Below are 19,043 nucleotides of genomic sequence, written 5' to 3' on the forward strand. Positions count from 1 at the left end.
CTTCATGATCAACCGAGTGACGGCCGGGGGGTGGGGGGCCGGGGTGGGGTGGGGGTTAGCTGGTGCGGTCGGCGATGTAGTCGCAGAGCGATTCCAGCGCCTGGCGTGACGCGCTCGCGGGGAGCGGGGTCAGGCGCGCGCGGGCGTCCTCGGCGTAGCTGCGTACGGTCTCCCGGGCGCGCTTGAGCGCCGGGCTCTCCCGGAGCAGCCCCAGGGCCTCGGCGTGCAGCGCGTCGTCGGTCAGCGGGCCGGTCGCCAGGATCTCCCGTAGCCGCACCGACGCGGCGTCGGAGTCGTCGGCCGCACGGGCGTAGAGCACCGGCAGCGTCGGGACACCCTCGCGCAGGTCCGTGCCGGGCATCTTGCCCGACTGCACCGACTCGGACGCGATGTCCAGCAGATCGTCGGTGAGCTGGAACGCGACGCCGATGGTCTCGCCGTAGCCGGCGAGGGCCTCGACCTGCTCGGCGGGGGCGCCGCCGAACATGCCGCCGAACCGGATCGACGTGGCGATCAGCGACCCGGTCTTCTCGGCGATCACGCTCAGGTAGTGCGCGACCGGGTCCTCCCCGGCGCGCGGACCCACCGTCTCCGCGATCTGACCGTGCACCAGGCGGGCGAAGGTACGCGCCTGCAACCGGACGGCCTCGGGGCCCAGATCGGCCGCGATGTCCGCGGCGCGGGCGAAGAGGTAGTCGCCGACCAGGATGGCGACCGAGTTGGTCCAGCGCGAGTTGGCGCTCGGTGCGCCCCGCCGCACGGCGGCCTCGTCCATCACGTCGTCGTGGTAGAGGGTGGCCAGGTGGGTCAGCTCCATCACCACGGCCGCCGGGACCACCTGCGCGCCCGACGGGTCGCCGAACTGAGCGCCGAGGGCCACCAGCAGCGGCCGGAACCGCTTTCCGCCGGCCTCCAGGAGGTGCCGGGCCGCCTCCGTGACGAACGGGTCGGCGCTGGCCACACTGGCTCGCAGCTCGACCTCGACCGCGTCCAGCAGCCCCAGCACGGACGCCTCGACGCGGGGATCGGCAAGATGGAGGCCGAGCGCGCCGAACTGACTCGTGCTCGCCCGACCCCGGCGACCGCCGGAACCGGTGGCACCTGAACGCTCGCCAGCCGGAATCACCACACCATCAACCATGCCACACCCGTTCGACCTGCTCCGGGTCGGGGATACGCAGCGGGGGGGGGGGGGGGGGGGGGGGGGGGGGGGGCCCCGCGCGGGGGGGGGGGGGGCCGGGGGGGGGGGGGGGGGGGGGGGGGGGGGGGGCCGCGCCGCGCGCCCCCCCCCCCCCCCCCCCCCCCCCCCCCCGGTGTCCGAGGTACGTCTCACCGCACGAATTCTGCGGCTCCGGTAGCCAGGTCGAGCAGTGGACCGGGGGCGACACCCAGCGCCAGGGTGGCCAGCACGCCGACCATCAGCGCGGCGGACGTGAGGCCGCCCGGCACCGTGACCGTCGGCGTGGACTCGCCCGGCTCGGACAGCCACATCATCACCACGACCCGCAGGTACGGGAACGCCAGCACCATGCTGGTCAGCACGCCGGCCACCACCAGCCACACGTGCCCGCTCTCCCACGCCGGCCCGAAGACCGCGAACTTGCTGGTGAAGCCGCTGGTCAGCGGGATACCGGCGAACGCCAGCAGGATGAACGTGAACAGCCCGGCGTAGAACGGCGAGCGCTGCCCCAGCCCGGCCCAGCGGGACAGGTGGGTGGCCTCCCCGTCGGCGTCGCGCACCAGGGTCACCACCGCGAACGCGGCCAGCACCGAGAAGCCGTAGGCGACCAGGTAGAACATCGTGCCGGTGAGACCGAGCTTGGTGGGCGCGAGCACGCCGACGAGCAGGTAGCCGGCGTTGGCGATCGAGGAGTACGCGAGCAGCCGCTTGATGTCCGTCTGGGTGACCGCGAGCACCGCGCCGACCAGCATGGTCAGCACCGCCACCGCACCGAGCACCGGCGTGAAGTCCCAGCCCCCGCCCTCGAACGCGACGTGGAAGACGCGCAGCAGCGCGCCGAACGCGGCGACCTTGGTGCAGGCGGCCATGAAACCGGTGACCGGGGTCGGCGCACCTTGGTAGACGTCCGGCGTCCACACGTGGAACGGGGCCGCGGCGGCCTTGAAGAGCAGACCGATCGCGAGCAGCGCCATGCCGGCGAAGAGCAGCACCGGGCTGGCCGGCGACTCGGTCACCGCCGCGTTGACGGTGGCGAAGTCGACCCCGGCCGACCGGCCGGGAACACCTGCGGTGAAGCCGTAGATCAGGGCCACCCCGAACAGGAAGAACGCCGAGGCGTACGCGCCGAGCAGGAAGTACTTCATCGCCGCCTCCTGGCTCAGCAGACGCCGGCGGCGGGCCAGCGCGCAGAGCAGGTAGAGCGGCAGGGAGAAGACCTCCAGCGCGATGAACATGGTCAGCAGGTCGTTCGCCGCCACGAAGATCAGCATGCCGCCGATCGCGAACGTGACGAGCGGGTACACCTCGGTGAGCCCGTTGCGCCCCTCGGCCTGCTTCCGGTCGTCGGCCGACTCGGCGGTCACCGCAGCCTGGGCGACGAACGCGCCGCCCCGCTCGACGGAACGGTCACCGATCAGCAGCAGCGCCATCGCGGCCAGCACCAGGATGGCGCCCTGGAGGAAGAGCGTCGGCCCGTCCACCGCGATGGACCGACCGGCCGTGACGAGCCGGTCGTCGGCGTTGAGGACCACCATGGTCAGCGCGGCGAGGACGGCCAGCAGCGCCAACGTCAGCTGCACCACGTGCCGCGAGCGGCGCGGCACGAACGCCTCGACCAGCACACCGAGCAACGCGGTGCCCAGCATGATCATGATCGGGGCGAGTGCCGCGTAGTCCAGCGACGGCAATTTCAACTCGGTCACTTTGCCGCCTCCTGGACGGTGCCGCCCACGGACGGGGCCGGGTCGGTTCTGCCGATGTCGTCCATGGTCGCCTGGACGGCCGGGTTGATCACATCAGTGACCGGCTTGGGATAGAAGCCGAGCAGCACGATCAGCGCGACCAGCGGGGCGATGACGACCTTCTCGCGCAGGTTGAGGTCCCGGCGCATCCCGTCGACCTCGGTCAGCGCCGGATTGAGCGTGCCCTGCGTGGTGCGCTGCACCATCCACAGCACGTACGCCGCCGCCAGGATGATGCCGACCGTGGCGATGACCGCCACCGGCTTGTTCACCGTGAACGTGCCGATCAGCACCAGGAACTCGGAGATGAACGGCGCGGTGCCGGGCAGCGCGAGCGAGGCGAGACCGGCGAAGAACAGCACACCGGCGAGCACCGGGACCAGCTTGCCGGCGCCGCCGAAGTCACTGATCAACGACGAGCCACGCCGGGAGATCAGCATGCCGACCACCAGGAACAGCAGGCCGGTGGCCAGACCGTGGTTGAGCATGTAGAGCACCGCGCCCGTGCCGGCCTGCGTGGTGAAGGCGAAGATGCCCACCCCGATGAACCCGAAGTGCGCGATCGAGGTGTACGACACGAGCCGCTTGAGGTCGTTCTGGCCGACCGCCAGCAGCGCCGCGTAGATGATGCCGATCACGCCCAGCGCCAGCGCCCACGGCGCGAACCACTTCGACGCCTCCGGGAACAGCGGCAGGCAGTAACGCAGGATCCCGAACGTGCCGACCTTGTCCAGCACACCGACCAGCAGCGCGGCGGCGCCCGCCGGGGCGGCGCCACCGGCGTCCGGCAGCCAGGTGTGGAACGGGAAGAACGGGGCCTTGATGGCGAACGCGAGGAAGAAGCCGAGGAACAGCCACCGCTCGGTGCCGGTGCTGATGTCCACCTGCGACAGCGCCTGCCAGTCGAAGGTCTTCCCGCCGACCACCCAGAGGCCGATCACCGCGGCCAGCATGAACAGACCGCCGACAAGCGAGTAGAGGAAGAACTTCACCGCCGCGTACTGCCGCTGGTGGCCGCCGTAGCTGCCGATCAGGAAGTACATCGGCACCAGCATGACCTCGAAGAACACGTAGAACAGGAAGACGTCGGCGGCGGCGAAGACGCCGATCATCGTGCTCTCGAGGATGAGCAGCAGCGCGAAGTAGACCGGGATGGACCGCTTGGAGGACTCCGCGTCGTGCCAGGAGGCCAGGATCACCAGCGGCACCAGCACCGCGATCAGCATGAGCATCACCAGCGCGATGCCGTCGGCGGCGAAGGTGAAGCTGACGCCCCAGTTCGGGATCCAGGAGTACGACTCCCGGAACTGGAACCGGTCACCGCCCGCGTTGAAGCTGACCCACATCACCACCGAGAGCACCAGCACCAGCAGCGACCAGACGAACGCCACCTGCTTGGCCAGCTCCGGCCGGTGGCGCGGCAGGAAGGCCACCACCAGGGCGCCCACCAGCGGCGCCACGGTGAGCACCGAGAGGAACGGGAAGTTGGACATTATGCGGCCTTACCTCCGTCGTGGATGCGTGGTCCGCCGGCGGGGGCGGGCGTATTCAGGTCGATCACGCCAACCACCCCGCCTGCACCGCCAGGAACGCCGCCATCACCAGCAGCGCACCGGCCAGGATCGAGGTGGCGTACGAGCGGACGAAACCGGTCTGCAGCCGCCGGAGCCGGCCGGAACCGCCGCCGACGCCGGCGGCGAGCCCGTTGACCAGCCCGTCGATGCCCCGGTTGTCGAGGAAGACCAGCGCCCGGGTGAGGAAGATGCCCGGCTTCTCGAAGACCGCCTCGTTGACCGCGTCGGTGTAGAGGTTGCGCCGGGCGGCGGTGACCAGCACCCCGGCCGGCTGCGGCGCGGTGGCCGTACCGGCCCGGAACAGGAACCAGGCCAGCCCGGCGCCGAGCACGGTGACCAGCAGCGACAGCGTGGTGATCACGAGGTGCGAGAGCACCGGCTCGTGCTCCGCGTGCTCGCCGCCCAGCCCGGCGGTCGCCGTCAGCCAGTCCGGAACGGACGTGGAGAGCAGGAAACCGGCGCCGACCGACCCGACCGCCAGCAGGATCAGCGGGATGGTCATCAGCCTCGGCGACTCGTGCGGGTGCTCGATGTCCTCGGTCCACCGCTTCGGGCCGTGGAAGGTGAGCACGAACAGTCGGGTCATGTAGAACGCGGTCAGTCCGGCGCCGAGCAGCGCCGCACCGCCGAAGAGCCAGGCGGTCCAGTCCTCCCGCTCGAAGGCGGCCACGATGATCGGCTCCTTCGAGAAGAAGCCGGAGAACGGGAACATTCCGATGATGGCCAGCCAGCCCATCATGAACGTCAACCAGGTGACCTTCATGTACGTCGACAGCCCACCGAAGCGGCGGATGTCCACCTGGTCCTTCATGCCGTGCATGACCGAGCCGGCGCCCAGGAACATGTTGGCCTTGAAGAAGCCGTGCGCCAGCAGGTGCACGATGGCCAGCGCGTACGCGCCACCGCCCAGGCCGACGCCGAGGAACATGTAGCCGATCTGGCTGACCGTCGACCAGGCCAGCACCCGCTTGATGTCGTCCTTCGCCGCGCCGATGATGCAGCCCATCAGCAGGGTGAGCGCGCCGACGCTGACCACCACGAGCTGGAGCGTCGAGTTGGCGGAGAAGATCGGGTTGGACCGGGCGATCAGGTAGACACCGGCGGTGACCATGGTGGCGGCGTGGATGAGCGCCGACACCGGGGTGGGGCCCTCCATCGCGTCCGGCAGCCACGCCTGCAGCGGGAACTGGCCGGACTTGCCGGCCGCACCGAGCAGCAGCAGCAGGCCGAGCACCAGCACTGTGGTGCCGGTCAACGCGCCGACGCCGTTGAACACCTCGTCGTACTGGGTGGTGCCCAGGGTCGCGAACATGATGAAGATGCCGATGGCGAGGCCGGTGTCGCCGACCCGGTTCATCAGGAACGCCTTCTTGCCGGCCGTGGCGGCGCTCGGCCGCCCGTACCAGAAGGAGATCAGCAGGTACGACGCCAGACCGACGCCCTCCCAGCCGAAGTACAGCATCACGTAGTTGTTGCCGAGCACCAGCAGCAGCATGGCCGCGACGAACAGGTTGAAGTACGCGAAGAACCGGCGGCGACCCGCGTCGTGCGCCATGTACTCGACGGCGTACAGGTGGATCAGGAACCCGACGCCGGTGATCAGCAGGACGAAGACCGCGGCCAGCGGGTCGAACAGCAGGCCGAAGTCGACCCGCAGATCACCGACCGCGATGAAGTCCCAGAGGCTCAGCTCGGCCGACTTGTTCTCCAGGCCGCGTAGCTGGAAGAAGGACGCCAGCCCGAGCACGAACGCGGCGCCGATGGCCGCGACGCCCAACCAGTGCCCCCAGCGGTCGGCCCGCCGGCCGAGCAGCAGCAGGATGGCCGCGCTGACCAGCGGGATCGCCACCAGCAGCCAGACGCTGCCGAGCAAGCCCGTGGCCTCTGCGTACTGCACAGTCTCTTCCACTCGCTTGCCCCTTAGTACTTGAGCAGGTTGGCGTCGTCGACACTCGCCGAGCGCCGGGTCCGGAAGATGGACATGATGATCGCGAGGCCGACGACGACCTCGGCCGCGGCCACCACCATCACGAAGAACGCCATGATCTGGCCGTTGAGGTCACCGTTGATCCGGCTGAAGGTGACCAGCGTCAGGTTGGCCGCGTTGAGCATCAGCTCGACACACATGAACAGCACGATCGCGTTGCGCCGGATGAGCACCCCGGACGCGCCGATGGTGAACAGCACCGCCGCCAGCACGAGGTAATGATTGGGCGTCACTGGTCGGTCCCCTTCAGCGTGGTCTCCTGCGCGGTCAGCTCGCGGACCGGCAGGATGTCCGGCGTGCTCCGCTCGGTGAGCCGCCCGTCCGGCAGCCGCGCCGGGGTGGCCACCGAGGAGGAGGTGGCGAAGACGCCGGGGCCCGGCTTGGGGCCGGGGTAGTTGCCCGGCGCGAAGCGCGCCCGCATCGTCGACGGCTGGTCGACCTTGTCCTGCTTGCGCCGCTCGACGTGCGCGAGCACCATGGCGCCGACCGCCGCGGTGATCAGCAGCGCCGAGGTCAGCTCGAACGCGAAGACGTACTTGGTGAACAGCAGCCGGGCGATGCCCTGCACGTTGCCTTCGGCGTTGGCCTGGTCCAGGCCGACCGCCGTGGTCTTGTCCATGGCGTTGTAGACGGCGGTGCCGACCAGGCCGGCGAAGCCGAGCCCCAGCAGGATCGCGGCGACGCGCTGACCGCGCAGCGTCTCGATCAACGAGTCGGAGGCGTCCCGGCCGACCAGCATCAGCACGAACAGGAAGAGCATCATGATCGCGCCGGTGTAGACGATGATCTGCACCATGCCGATGAACGGCCCGGCCTGGAGTACGTAGAACACGCCCAGGCAGAGCATCGTGAGCACCAGCCAGAGCGCCGAGTGCACCGCGTTGCGGGCCGCCACCATCCCGATCGCGCCGATGAGCGCGAGCGGCGCGAGGATCCAGAAGGTGACCTCCTCGCCGCCGGACACCCCGCCCGCCGCGGCCAGCACCGTAGACGTGGTCATGCTCCCTCTCCCTTGCCGGCCGCCGCGCGCTGGGCGGCCTGCTCGGCGCCCGGGAACGTCACGCCGGGGTGCTCCTCGACCTGGTAGCGGCCGGGGCTCATGGGGGACGTCTCGGCACCGGCGGACGTGCCCGGGTTGTCCAGCGCGCCGACGTAGTAGTCCTTCTCGCTGTCACCCAGGCGCATCGGGTGCGGCGGCTGCTCCATGCCCTCGAGCAGCGGAGCGAGCAGCTGCTCCTTCGTGAAGATTAGGTCCTGCCGGTTGTCCCGGGCCAGCTCGTACTCGTTGCTCATGGTGAGCGAACGGGTCGGGCAGGCCTCGATGCAGAGCCCGCAGAAGATGCACCGCGCGTAGTTGATCTGGTAGGTGCTGGCGTACCGCTCACCGGGCGAGAAGCGCTGCTCGTCGGTGTTGTCGCCGCCCTCGACGTAGATCGCGTCCGCCGGGCAGGCCCAGGCGCACAGCTCGCAGCCGATGCACTTCTCCAGGCCATCCGGATGCCGGTTGAGGATGTGCCGCCCGTGGTAGCGCGGCGCCGACACCGGCGGCTTGAACGGATAGTCGGTCGTGACGACCTTCCTGAACATGTGCGAGAAGGTGACACCGAATCCCTTGAACGTTCCGGTGATCGCGCCCACGTCACACCTCCCTGGAGTCCGAGCCGGCGACGATGTTGGCCGGCTCCCGCTCGGCGACCACGCGCGTGATACGCGGGCTCGGTGGTACCTGTAGATCCATCGGTGGCAGCGGGAAGCTCCCGTACGGCCGGCTGTCCACCTGCTCCTGCGCGGTCGGCTTGGGCTGCGGGCGACGATTCGGCCAGAACAGGGTGGCGAGCAACAGCACGCCGGCCGGGATGCCGACCGCGATCAGCTTGCCGCGCGAGTCCCAGTCCTCGATGGAGCGCAGGCCCGACAGGACCAGGATCCAGACCAGGTTGATCGGCAGCAGCACCTTCCAGCCGAAGCGCATGAACTGGTCGTAGCGCAGCCGGGGCAGCGTGCCACGCAGCCACACGAAGACGAAGACCAGCGCGATCACCTTGCCGAAGAACCAGAGCATCGGCCACCAACCGGAGTTGGCGCCCTCCCAGAGCGTGATCGGCCACGGTGCCCGCCAGCCGCCGAGGAACAGCGTGGTGGTGACCGCGGACATGGTCACCATCGCGACGTACTCGCTGAGCATGAAGAGCGCGAACTTCAGCGAGCTGTACTCCGTCATGAAGCCGGCGACCAGCTCGGACTCGGCCTCGGGCAGGTCGAACGGCGCCCGGTTGGTCTCGCCGACGGTGGCGATGAAGAAGATGACGAAGCTGGGCAGCAGCAGGATCGCGTACCAGCCCGGGGCCGGGATCTCGGTGCCGAAGAGGGTCAGCCGGGTGGCGTCGCCCTGCGCGGCGACGATCCCGCTGGTGCTCATCGTGCCGGCGGTCATGAAGACGGCCACGATGGAGAGCCCCATGGCGACCTCGTAGGAGATCATCTGGGCGCTCGACCGCAGGCCGCCGAGCAGCGGGTACGTCGAGCCGGAGGCCCACCCGCCCAGCACGATGCCGTAGACGCCCATCGAGGAGCAGGCCAGCAGCAGCAGCACCGCCACCGGCACGTCGGTGACCTGCAACGGCGTGTGGTGCCCGGCGATGCTCACCATCGGGCCGAACGGCACCACCGACAGCGCGGTGACCGCGCAGATCACCGAGATCGTCGGGGCGAAGAAGTAGACGACCTTGTCGGCCGCCTTCGGCAGGATGTCCTCCTTGAAGGCCATCTTGAGGCCGTCGGCGAGGGTCTGCAGCAGGCCGAACGGGCCGACCTGGTTGGGGCCGGGCCGCACCTGCATGTAGCCCACCACGCGCCGCTCGAACCAGACACCGAGCAGGGTGGCCAGCAGACCGAAGGCGAACGCGAAGACGATCTTGCCAAGGACCAGCCACCACGGATCCCGACCGAAGTCGGCCAGCGTCGGGTCCTGGGCCAGGAGTGACGGAGTCACTGGTTACCCCCAGTGTTGAGGAGCGGACCCGGAAGACCGGCCTCGTCCGCCGCGACCCGCCCGGCCGGAACGGTCGCGCTCGGTGCGGGAACGGAGATCCGGACGACCGCGCCGGACGTCGCCCCGAGGCTGCGCCGCACGGTCGAACCGGGTGAGTTGGTCGGCAGCCAGACGACGCCGTCCGGCATCTCGGTCAGCTCCGCCGGCAGGGTCAGCGCCCCGCGGTCGGTGCCCACAGTGACCGCGTCCCCGTCGGCCACACCGAGTGCCTCGGCGGTGCCCTTGCCCAGCCGGACGACCGGCGGGCGGGCGGTGCCGGCGAGGTGCTCGTCGCCGTCGGTCAGGGTGCCGAGGTCGACCAGCTGGTGCCAGGTCGCCAGCACGGCCTCCCCGGCACGCGGGTGCGGCACCGTCCCCGGCGACACCGACGGCGCGGACGGCCGGGACGTGCGCGTGGCCGGCAGCGAGCCCAGCTCCCGACGCACACTCGGCACGTCGGCGGTGCCGAGCCGCACGTCGAGCAGCGCGGCCAGCGCGTCGAGCACCCGGCCGTCGGTCATCGCGGCGGTGTTCAGCACCGCCTCGAACGGACGCAGGCGACCCTCCCAGTCCAGGAAGCTGCCAGCCTTCTCGACCACCGGGGCCACCGGCAGCACCACGTCGGCCCGCCGGGTCACCGCGCTCGCGCGCAGTTCCAGGCTGACCAGGAAAGGCACCGCGTCCAGAGCGGTCTCGGCCAGCCGCGGGTCGGCCAGGTCGGCCGGGTCGACACCGCCGACCACCAGCGCACCGAGCTGCCCGTTGGCGGCCGCCGCCAGGATGCCGTCGGTGTCCCGACCGGCCTGGCTCGGGATCACCCCGGCCGGGATGTCCCACGCCTCGCCCAGCTCGGCCCGCGCGGCCGGCTCGGTGACCAGCCGGCCACCGGGGAGCAGGTTGGGCAGGCAGCCGGCGTCGACCGCGCCGCGGTCACCCGCACGCCGCGGCACCCAGGCCAGCTTCGCGCCGGTACGGCGAGCCACGTCCGCCGCGGCGGAGAGCCCACCCGGCACGCTGGCCAGCCGCTCACCGACGATGAGGATCGCGCCCGGGGCGCTGAGCGCCTCGGTGACCGTGGCGTGCTCGGCGAGCACGCTGGCCTCCTCGCCCGGCACGACCCGGGCCAGCTTGGCACCGAGCTTCTCCAGGCCGCGGGTGGCGAACGGCGCCAGCGCGTACACCGTCAGGGTCTTCTTGAGGTACGCCTTGCGCAGCCGCAGGAAGAGGATCGGGCACTCCTCCTCCGGCTCCAGGCCGACCAGCACCACCGCCGGCGCGTTCTCCACGTCGGTGTAGGTGACGTCGGTGACCCCGGCGACCGAGCTGGCCAGAAAGTCGGCCTCCTCGCGGGAGACCGGGCGGGCCCGGAAGTCGATGTCGTTGGTGTTCAGCGCGACCCGGGCGAACTTGGCGTACGCGTAGGCGTCCTCGACGGTCAGCCGACCGCCGGTGAGCACCGCCGTGCCCTGGCCGCTCTCGCGGGCCGCGTGCAGCCCCTCGGCGGCCCTGGTCAGCGCCTCACTCCAGGACGCCTCCCGCAGCTCACCGGTGTGCTCGTCGCGGACCAGCGGGTTGGTCAGGCGGTCGGCGGCCCGGGTGTACTGGAAACCCCAGCGGCCCTTGTCGCAGTTCCACTCCTCGTTCACCGCCGGCTCGTCACCGGCGAGCCGGCGCAGCACCTTGCCGCGCCGCCAGTCGGTGCGCTGCCCGCAGCCGGCCGAGCAGTGCTCGCAGACGCTCGGGCTGGACACCAGGTCGAACGGGCGGGCCCGGAACCGGTACTGGGCGCCGGTCAGGGCGCCCACCGGGCAGATCTGCACGGTGTTGCCGGAGAAGTAGGAGTTGAACGGCACGTCTCCGGCGTCGCCCTGCTCGCCGTACGCGTCGTCCCGGTAGATGTTGATCTCCTCGGCGGACGACCGGCCCATCAGGTCGATGAACTTGTCGCCGGCGATCTCCTCAGAGAAACGGGTGCACCGCTGGCAGAGCACGCAGCGCTCGCGGTCCAGCAGCACCTGGCTGCTGATCGCCATCGGCTTCTCGTACTCCCGCTTGTGCTCGTGGAAGCGCGAATCGGTGCGGCCGGTGGACATCGCCTGGTTCTGCAGGGGGCACTCGCCGCCCTTGTCACACATGGGGCAGTCCAGAGGGTGGTTGAGCAGCAGCAGCTCCATCACCCCCTCCTGCGCCTTCTGAGCGACAGGCGAGGTGAGCTGGGTGCGGACCACCATGCCGTCGGCGACGGTCTGGGTGCAGGAGGCGACCGGCTTGCGCTGCCCCTCCACCTCGACCAGGCACTGGCGGCACGCGCCGGCCGGGGCCAGCAGCGGGTGGTCGCAGAACCGGGGGATCTCGGTGCCCATCTGCTCGGCGACCCGGATCAGCAGCGTCCCCTTCGGGGCGGTGACCTCGACGCCGTCGATGGTGAGGGTGACGGTTTCGGTCTGCTTGGCTACGTCGGTCATCAGTGCGCCCCTACCAGGGTCTTCTCCGACAGCTTGGGTGCGGTACGTCCCTCGATGTAGTCGAGGTAGTCCTGCTTGAAGTACTTCAGCGACGAGGTCACCGAGCTGGTCGCGCCGTCACCGAGGCCGCAGAACGAGCGGCCGAGGATGTTGTCGCAGGTGTCCAGCAGGGTGTCCAGGTCCTCGTGGGTGCCCTGACCCGAGAGGATCCGCCGGTAGACCCGGACCATCCAGTAGTTGCCCTCGCGGCACGGGGTGCACTTGCCGCACGACTCGTGGTGGTAGAACTCCAGCCACCGGTACGTCGCGTAGACCGGGCAGTCCTGGTCGGAGAAGATCTGGGTGGCCGTGGTGCCGAGGATCGAGCCGGCCGCCGCCACCCCCTCGAAGTCCAGTGGCACGTCCAGGTGCTCGGCGGCGAGCAGCGGGGTGGACGATCCGCCCGGGGTCCAGAACTTCAGGTTGTGGCCCGGCTGCATGCCACCGGCCAGCTCCAGCAGTTCGCGCAGCGTGACGCCCATCGAGCACTCGTACTGGCCGGGGTTGTTGATGCGGCCGGAGAGCGAGTAGATCATCGGCCCGGAGGACTTCTCGGTGCCCATGGTCTTCCACCAGTCGGCCCCACCGAGCACGATCGGCGGCACGCTGGCGATGGTGCCAACGTTGTTCACCACCGTCGGGCTCGCGTACAGGCCGTGGGTGGCCGGGAACGGCGGGCGCAGCCGGGGCTGACCCCGGAACCCCTCCAGCGAGTCCAGCAGCGCCGTCTCCTCGCCGCAGATGTACGCCCCCGCGCCGGAGTGCACCACCAGCTCCAGGTCGTAGCCACTGCGCAGGATGTTGCGGCCGAGGTAGCCCTTGTCGTACGCCTCCTGGACCGCGTTGCGCAGCCGGCGCGCGGCGTGTACCGCCTCGCCCCGGATGTAGATGTACGCGCGGCTGGCCCGGATCGCGTACGACGCGATGATCACGCCCTCGACCAACGCGTGCGGGTCGTGGGTCATCAGCGGCAGGTCCTTGCAGGTGCCCGGCTCGCCCTCGTCGGCGTTGACCACCAGGTAGTGCGGCTTGCCGTCGCCCTGCGGGATGAAGCCCCACTTGAGGCCGGTGGGGAAGCCGGCGCCACCCCGACCGCGCAGCCCGGAGTCCTTGATCAGCTGGATCAGGTCGTCCGGGTGGGCCTTGAGCGCCTTGCGCAGCGCGGCGTAGCCGTCGAGCTGCTCGTACGTGCCGATCCGCCAGGCGTCCGGCGACAGCCAGCGCTTGGTCAGCACCGGCGTCAGCTTGGCCAGCGTCTCCGGGCGGGGAGTGGTCACTTCTGGGCCCCCGTTTCGCTCGCGTCGGCCGATTCGGCGCCGTCGGCGTCCGTTCCGGCCTTCGCTTCGGTGAGGTTGCGCTCCTGCGCCCCGGCGTCGTCGCCGGCGGGCTTGCCGTCGCCGGCCGGCGGGTTGGCCGCCGTGCCGGCGGCCTGGGCCGCCTGCGCGTCGTGCGGGGCCGGCGGCGACGTCTCCGCCGGCGCCTTCGTGCCGGGCGCGTCCGGCACCGCGGTCTGCGCGTCGGGCTGCCGGGTCTCGGCGGTACGCACCTGCGGCGACTTGTCGTCAGGCGCCTTCACGTCCGGCGCGGTGCTGCCGGTGGCCGCCTCCGGCCTGGCGGTCTCGGTCGCCGCCTCCGGCCTGGTGGTCTCGGTGGGCGTCGGCTCGGCGGCACCGGCCGCTCCCGTCGGCGCGGACGCCCCGTCGCCACCCTTGACCGGGGCCGTGGTGGCCTCGACGGGCGCCGGCTTGGCGGCCTCGGCGTCGGCCTTCGCCTTGTCCGCGTCGGCCTTGGCCTTGGCCGCTGCCTTGTCGGCCTCGGCCTTGCTGCGGATCGGGGTGTTCGGGTCGAAGCCCGGCACCGAGACGTTGTGCTCCTGCGCCAGCCGCAGACCGCGCAGGGTCGGCTCGCCCGGCCCGCCGTCGGCGACCGCGCCGTCGCGCTCGTCGGCGAAACCGGCGAGCTGCACCGCCATCTCCTTGAGCGTGCAGAGCCGCGCGCCGCGCGTCGGCATCGGTCGGCCACCGGCGCGCAGCTCGTCGACCACGCCGACCGCCGTGGACGGATCCACCCGGTCGAAGAAGTCGTAGTTGACGGTCATCACCGGGCCGTAGTCGCAGGCCGCCAGGCACTCGGCGTGCTCCAGCGTGATCGTGCCGTCCGCGGTCGTCTCGTCGTGCCCGACACCCAGGTGCTCGACGAGGGTGTCGTAGACCTCCTGGCCGCCCAGCACGTTGCACATCGTGTTGGTGCAGACGCTGACCAGGAAGTCACCGGTGGGCTTGCGCTTGTACATCGTGTAGAAGGTGGCCACCGCGCCGACCTGGGCCTTGTTCAGCCCGAGCACCTCGGCGCAGAACGTGACCCCGGCCGGGGAGACGTACCCCTCCTCCGCCTGGACCAGGTGCAGCAGCGGCAGCAGCGCCGAGCGGGACCGGTCCGCCGGGTAACGGGCGATGATCTCGCGTGCCCGCTCGCGGGTCTGCTCAGTAAAAACAACGCTCATCGGTCACAACCACCCATCACGGGGTCCAGCGAGGCGCCGCCGGCGATCACGTCGGCGATGAGGCCACCCTCGGCCATCGCCGGGAGGGCCTGGAGGTTGACGAAGCTCGGCTCCCGGTAGTGCACCCGGTACGGCCGGGTGCCGCCGTCGGAGACCGCGTGTACGCCCAACTCGCCGCGCGGCGACTCGATGCCGACGTACACCTGGCCGGGCGGGACCCGGAAGCCCTCGGTCACCAGCTTGAAGTGGTGAATCAGCGACTCCATCGACTGACCCATGATCTTCGCGACGTGCTCCAGCGAGTTGCCCATGCCGTCGACGCCGATGGCGAGCTGCGCGGGCCACGCGATCTTGCGGTCGGCGACCATCACCGGGCCCGGCCGCAGCCGGTCCAACGCCTGCTCGACCAGCTTCATCGACTCGCGGATCTCGGCGAGCCGCACCTGGTAGCGGCCCCACACGTCGCCGTCGGGGTGGGTCGGCACGTCGAACTCGTACGTCTCGTAGCCGCAGTACGGCATGGTCTTGCGCAGGTCCCAGGCGAGCCCGGCCGAGCGCAGCACCGGACCGGTGATGCCGAGCGCCACGCAGCCGGTCACGTCCAGCACCGCGACGTTCTTCGTCCGTTCGATCCAGATCGGCTGACCGGAGAGCAGATCCTCGTACTCCTTGAGCTTCTTCGGCATCATCTTCAGGAACTCGCGGATCTTGACGATCGCCTCGTCCGGCACGTCCTGCGCGACACCACCCGGCCGGACGTACGCGTGGTTCATCCGCAGGCCGGTGATGGTCTCGAAGATGTCGAGGATGTACTCCCGCTCGCGGAAGCCGTACAGCATGATCGAGATCGCGCCCAGCTCCATGCCGGTGGTGGCCAGCCAGACCAGGTGCGACGAGATCCGGTTGAGCTCCATCATCAGCACGCGGATGGTGGTGGCGCGCTCGGTGACATCGTCGGTGATGCCGAGCAGCTTCTCGACCGCGAGGGCGTACGCCGTCTCGTTGAAGATCGGGGCGAGGTAGTCCATCCGGGTCACGAACGTCGAACCCTGGACCCAGTTGCGGTACTCGAGGTTCTTCTCGATGCCGGTGTGCAGGTAGCCGACGACCGAGCGGGCCTCGCGGACCGTCTCGCCCTCCAGCTCCAGGATCAGCCGCAGCACCCCGTGCGTGGACGGGTGCTGCGGACCCATGTTGACCACGATCCGCTCGTCGTTGATCGGGTCGGTGCCCGAGACGACCGTGTCCCAGTCCCCACCGGTGACGGTGAAGACCCTGCCCTCGGTGGTCTCGCGTTCGGTCGCGTAGTTCGACGTGGTCACTGGTACGACCTCCTGCGGTCCGGCGGCGGGATCTCGGCGCCCTTGTACTCGACCGGCACGCCACCGAGCGGGTAGTCCTTGCGCTGCGGGTGGCCCTCCCAGTCGTCCGGCATGAGGATCCGGGTCAGGTTGGGGTGGCCGTCGAAGACGATGCCGAACATGTCGTACGCCTCCCGCTCCTGCCAGTCCGCCGTCGGGTAGATGGCGGTGACGCTGGGCAGGTGCGGCGACTCGACGGAGACCGCGGCCTCCAGCCGGATCCGACGCCGGTAGGTCATCGAGGTGAGCAGGTAGACCACGTGCAGCCGGCGCTCGTCGGCGCCGAGGTAGTCCACCCCGGACACCGAGGAGCACAGCTCGAAGCGCAGCGCCAGGTCGTCGCGCAGCACCTGGCAGACCTCGGCGATCCGCTCCGGGCGGACGTGCAGGGTCAACTCACCCCGGTCGACGACCACCTTCTCGATCGCGTCGCCGAAGGCCGGGTACGCCTCTTCGAGGGCGTCGCGAACCTCGTCGAAGTAGCCCCCGTACGGCCGGGGCGCCTCCTCGATGGGCTGGCGCTGGCGGACCAGGCCGCCGTAGCCGGACACGTCGCCGGTGCCCTGGTTGCCGAACATGCCGCGCCCCGCCGGGCTGGACGGCGGGTACTCGGCCGGGGCGGTGCCGCTGGCGCCGGCCGGGGTGACCGGCACCGGCACACCCCCGTCGTTGTTCCTGTCGTTCGGTGCGGTCACTTCGGGCCCCTGTGCGCGTGGAGGTGGTTCTGGGCGTTCATCCAGTTCTCGATCCGCAACTGCTCCTCGCGCCCCTCGCGGACCGCCTGGGTCCACTCGGCACGCCGGGCCTTGTCGTTGCGGTACGAGGACGGCATGGAGCCGTACGGCACGACCGGAACGTCGCCGCGCTCCTGGCGGGCCGCCAGCATCTTGCGACCGTTCGGGCCCAGCGGCTCATACATGATCTTCTCGCGGAGCTTGAGGATCGCGTCGATGAGCATCTCCGGCCGGGGCGGGCAGCCGGGCAGGTACATGTCGACCGGCACGACGTGGTCGACGCCCTGCACGATCGCGTAGTTGTTGAACATGCCGCCGCTGCTGGCGCAGACGCCCATGGAGAGCACCCAGCGGGGCTCGGCCATCTGGTCGTAGATCTGGCGCAGCACCGGTGCCATCTTCTGGCTCACCCGGCCGGCCACGATCATCAGGTCGGCCTGCCGGGGCGAGGCCCGGAAGACCTCCATGCCCCAGCGGCCCATGTCGTAGTGCGGACCACCGGCGGCCATCATCTCGATGGCGCAGCAGGCCAGGCCGAAGGTGGCGCCCCACACGGACGACTTCCGGGACCAGTTGACCAGCTTCTCCACCGAGGTGAGCAGGACGCCGGCGGGGAGCTTCTCCTCGATGCCCATCTGACGTTCCTTCCTCAGTCCCAGTCCAGGCCGCCGCGCCGCCACACATAGGCGTACGCGACGAAGACCGCGACGATGAACAGGACCATCTCCACGAAGCCGAAGATCGGCAGAGCGTCGAACGAGACCGCCCAGGGGTAGAGGAAGATGATCTCGATGTCGAAGACGATGAAGAGCATCGCCGTCAGGTAGAACTTGATCGGGAACCGCCCGCCGCCGACCGGCTGAGGGCTGGGCTCGATGCCGCACTCGTAAGCCTCGAGTTTGGCCTTGTTGTATCGACGGGGACCAGCGAAGCGGGCGGCGCCGACAGAGAACAGCGAGAACGCCGCGGCGAGGGCGAACAGCCCGATGATCGGTGCGTAAGGCGAGAGCGACATCGTTTTCTCCTGCTCGTCCTTCCCTGCCCTCGGTGCTTGACGAAAATCACACTATTCACGTCCCTCGCGGTGGCTGCCGGCGGGGGTCGATCTTTGTCGGCGTCGGGGCTGTGACCAGCACCGATGCCGTCGCTCTAGACGGCTGGCGCGACTTTCGTCATTGCGTTGATGACCCGGTCCATCGCGTCCCCGCCTCGGGGATCGGTCAGATTGGCCAACAACTTGAGAACGAAACGCATCAGCGTCGGGTGGGGCATGCCGTGCTTGGTGGCGATCCGCATGATCTCCGGACGGCCGATCAGCTTCACGAAGATGCCGCCCAGCCGGTAGTAGCCACCGAGCCGGGCCTTCAGCTCGTTCGGGTACGCCATCAGGGCCCGCTCGCGCTCCGGCCCGGCGGGACGCGCGAGGGCCTGCACCGCCACCTCCGCGGCCAGCTCGCCGGACTCCATGGCGTACGCGATGCCCTCGCCGTTGAACGGGTTGACCATCCCGCCGGAGTCGCCGACGAGCAGAACCCCGCGGGTGTAGTGCGGCACCCGGTTGAAGCCCATCGGCAGCGCGGCGCCGAGGATCGGACCGTCGGCGTTGGCCTCGTCGGTCATGCCCCAGTCGGCGGGCGTGTTGGCCAGCCAGTCGGTGAGCAGCCGGCGGTAGTTGGTCTTGCCGAACGCGGACGACGAGTTGAGCACGCCGAGGCCGACGTTGACCCGCCCGTCACCGAGCCCGAAGATCCAGCCGTACCCGGGCAGCAGGTTGTCGCCGCTGTCCTTGCTGCGCAGCTCCAGCCACGACTCCAGGTAGTCGTCGTCGTGCTTGACCGGGGAGTGGTAGTAGCGGCGGACGGCCACGCCGATCGGCCGGTCCTCCCGCTTGGCCAGCCCGAGCGCGAGCGGGAACCGACCGGAGACCCCGTCGGCCGCCACGACCAGCGGGGCGTGGAAGGTGGCGGGCTCCTTGCCGGGCCCCACCTCCGCCTCGACGCCGGTCACCCGGCCGTCGCCGTCGAGCACCGGGCCCAGCACGTTGACGTTGGTCCGCAGTTTGGCGCCGGCCGCGACCGCCCGCTGGGCGAGCAGATCGTCGAAGTCCAGTCGGGTGCGGACCAGGCCGTAGTTGGGGAAGCTGGCCAGCTCGGGCCAGTCCAGTTCCAGGCGTACGCCGCCGCCGATCACCCGCAGGCCGCGGTTGTGCAGCCAGCCGGCCTCGGGCGAAGTGTCCACGCCCATCCGGATGAGCTGGCGCACCGCGCGCGGGGTCAGCCCGTCGCCGCAGACCTTCTCCCGAGGGAACTCGGTCTTCTCCAACACCAACACCCGTACGCCGTGCCGGGCCAGGTGGTACGCAGTAGCCGATCCACCGGGACCGGCGCCAACGACGATGACGTCGGCGTCGTGTTCCACCGCGGTCAT

Annotated in this window: 16 protein-coding genes; all 16 read right to left on the reverse strand. The window is 70.3% G+C overall.

Going from position 1 to position 19,043, the window contains the following annotated elements; translation table 11 throughout:
• Positions 1-55: 55 nt before the first annotated feature.
• On the reverse strand, positions 56-1,141 hold the full coding sequence (locus ACFYPR_RS13630; protein WP_387260164.1) for a polyprenyl synthetase family protein: 1,086 nt from the start codon (positions 1,139-1,141) through the stop codon (positions 56-58).
• Positions 1,142-1,329: 188 nt separating this feature from the next.
• The gene (gene nuoN, locus ACFYPR_RS13635) at positions 1,330-2,883 is read right to left on the reverse strand and encodes an NADH-quinone oxidoreductase subunit NuoN (protein WP_387260167.1); all 1,554 of its coding nucleotides are present in this window, start codon (positions 2,881-2,883) and stop codon (positions 1,330-1,332) included.
• A complete protein-coding gene (locus ACFYPR_RS13640) occupies positions 2,880-4,415 on the reverse strand; it encodes an NADH-quinone oxidoreductase subunit M (RefSeq protein WP_387260170.1) in 1,536 nt (511 codons plus the stop codon). Before ACFYPR_RS13640 ends, nuoN begins: the two co-directional genes overlap by 4 nt.
• 64 nt (positions 4,416-4,479) lie before the next feature.
• Positions 4,480-6,405, reverse strand: coding sequence for an NADH-quinone oxidoreductase subunit L (gene nuoL / locus ACFYPR_RS13645; protein ID WP_387260173.1), 1,926 nt, complete (start codon positions 6,403-6,405; stop codon positions 4,480-4,482).
• 11 nt (positions 6,406-6,416) lie between these two features.
• Positions 6,417-6,716, reverse strand: coding sequence for an NADH-quinone oxidoreductase subunit NuoK (gene nuoK / locus ACFYPR_RS13650; RefSeq protein ID WP_007454601.1), 300 nt, complete (start codon positions 6,714-6,716; stop codon positions 6,417-6,419).
• Complete coding sequence (locus tag ACFYPR_RS13655) at positions 6,713-7,483, reverse strand: NADH-quinone oxidoreductase subunit J (RefSeq protein ID WP_354862050.1); 771 nt, start codon at positions 7,481-7,483, stop codon at positions 6,713-6,715. Before ACFYPR_RS13655 ends, nuoK begins: the two co-directional genes overlap by 4 nt.
• A complete protein-coding gene (gene nuoI, locus ACFYPR_RS13660) occupies positions 7,480-8,121 on the reverse strand; it encodes an NADH-quinone oxidoreductase subunit NuoI (RefSeq protein ID WP_354862052.1) in 642 nt (213 codons plus the stop codon). Before nuoI ends, ACFYPR_RS13655 begins: the two co-directional genes overlap by 4 nt.
• Before the next feature lies 1 nt (position 8,122).
• Positions 8,123-9,475, reverse strand: coding sequence for an NADH-quinone oxidoreductase subunit NuoH (nuoH, locus tag ACFYPR_RS13665; RefSeq protein ID WP_354862054.1), 1,353 nt, complete (start codon positions 9,473-9,475; stop codon positions 8,123-8,125).
• Positions 9,472-11,979 (reverse strand): NADH-quinone oxidoreductase subunit G, encoded by a 2,508-nt coding sequence (locus ACFYPR_RS13670; RefSeq protein WP_363938050.1) that lies wholly within the window; start codon positions 11,977-11,979, stop codon positions 9,472-9,474. Before ACFYPR_RS13670 ends, nuoH begins: the two co-directional genes overlap by 4 nt.
• Complete coding sequence (gene nuoF / locus ACFYPR_RS13675) at positions 11,979-13,295, reverse strand: NADH-quinone oxidoreductase subunit NuoF (RefSeq protein ID WP_344360932.1); 1,317 nt, start codon at positions 13,293-13,295, stop codon at positions 11,979-11,981. Before nuoF ends, ACFYPR_RS13670 begins: the two co-directional genes overlap by 1 nt.
• Positions 13,292-14,521 carry an NADH-quinone oxidoreductase subunit NuoE gene (nuoE, locus tag ACFYPR_RS13680; protein WP_387260176.1) on the reverse strand — a complete coding sequence of 410 codons (1,230 nt, stop codon included), beginning with the start codon at positions 14,519-14,521 and terminating at the stop codon, positions 13,292-13,294. Before nuoE ends, nuoF begins: the two co-directional genes overlap by 4 nt.
• Positions 14,518-15,843, reverse strand: a complete 1,326-nt coding sequence (locus ACFYPR_RS13685) for an NADH-quinone oxidoreductase subunit D (protein WP_354853895.1) — start codon at positions 15,841-15,843, stop codon at positions 14,518-14,520. The genes nuoE and ACFYPR_RS13685 overlap by 4 nt, the downstream gene beginning before the upstream one ends.
• The gene (locus ACFYPR_RS13690) at positions 15,840-16,577 is read right to left on the reverse strand and encodes an NADH-quinone oxidoreductase subunit C (protein ID WP_355065343.1); all 738 of its coding nucleotides are present in this window, start codon (positions 16,575-16,577) and stop codon (positions 15,840-15,842) included. The genes ACFYPR_RS13685 and ACFYPR_RS13690 overlap by 4 nt, the downstream gene beginning before the upstream one ends.
• On the reverse strand, positions 16,574-17,251 hold the full coding sequence (locus ACFYPR_RS13695) for an NADH-quinone oxidoreductase subunit B family protein (protein WP_354853890.1): 678 nt from the start codon (positions 17,249-17,251) through the stop codon (positions 16,574-16,576). The genes ACFYPR_RS13690 and ACFYPR_RS13695 overlap by 4 nt, the downstream gene beginning before the upstream one ends.
• Before the next feature lie 14 nt (positions 17,252-17,265).
• Entirely contained in the window at positions 17,266-17,631 is a 366-nt protein-coding gene (locus ACFYPR_RS13700) for an NADH-quinone oxidoreductase subunit A (protein WP_007454588.1), read from the reverse strand.
• 134 nt (positions 17,632-17,765) lie between these two features.
• Positions 17,766-19,043, reverse strand: a complete 1,278-nt coding sequence (locus tag ACFYPR_RS13705) for a geranylgeranyl reductase family protein (RefSeq protein ID WP_355065341.1) — start codon at positions 19,041-19,043, stop codon at positions 17,766-17,768.

It is taken from the genome of Micromonospora sp. NPDC005254, from assembly GCF_042872525.1.
In the GTDB taxonomy this organism is placed as follows: Bacteria; Actinomycetota; Actinomycetes; order Mycobacteriales; family Micromonosporaceae; genus Micromonospora.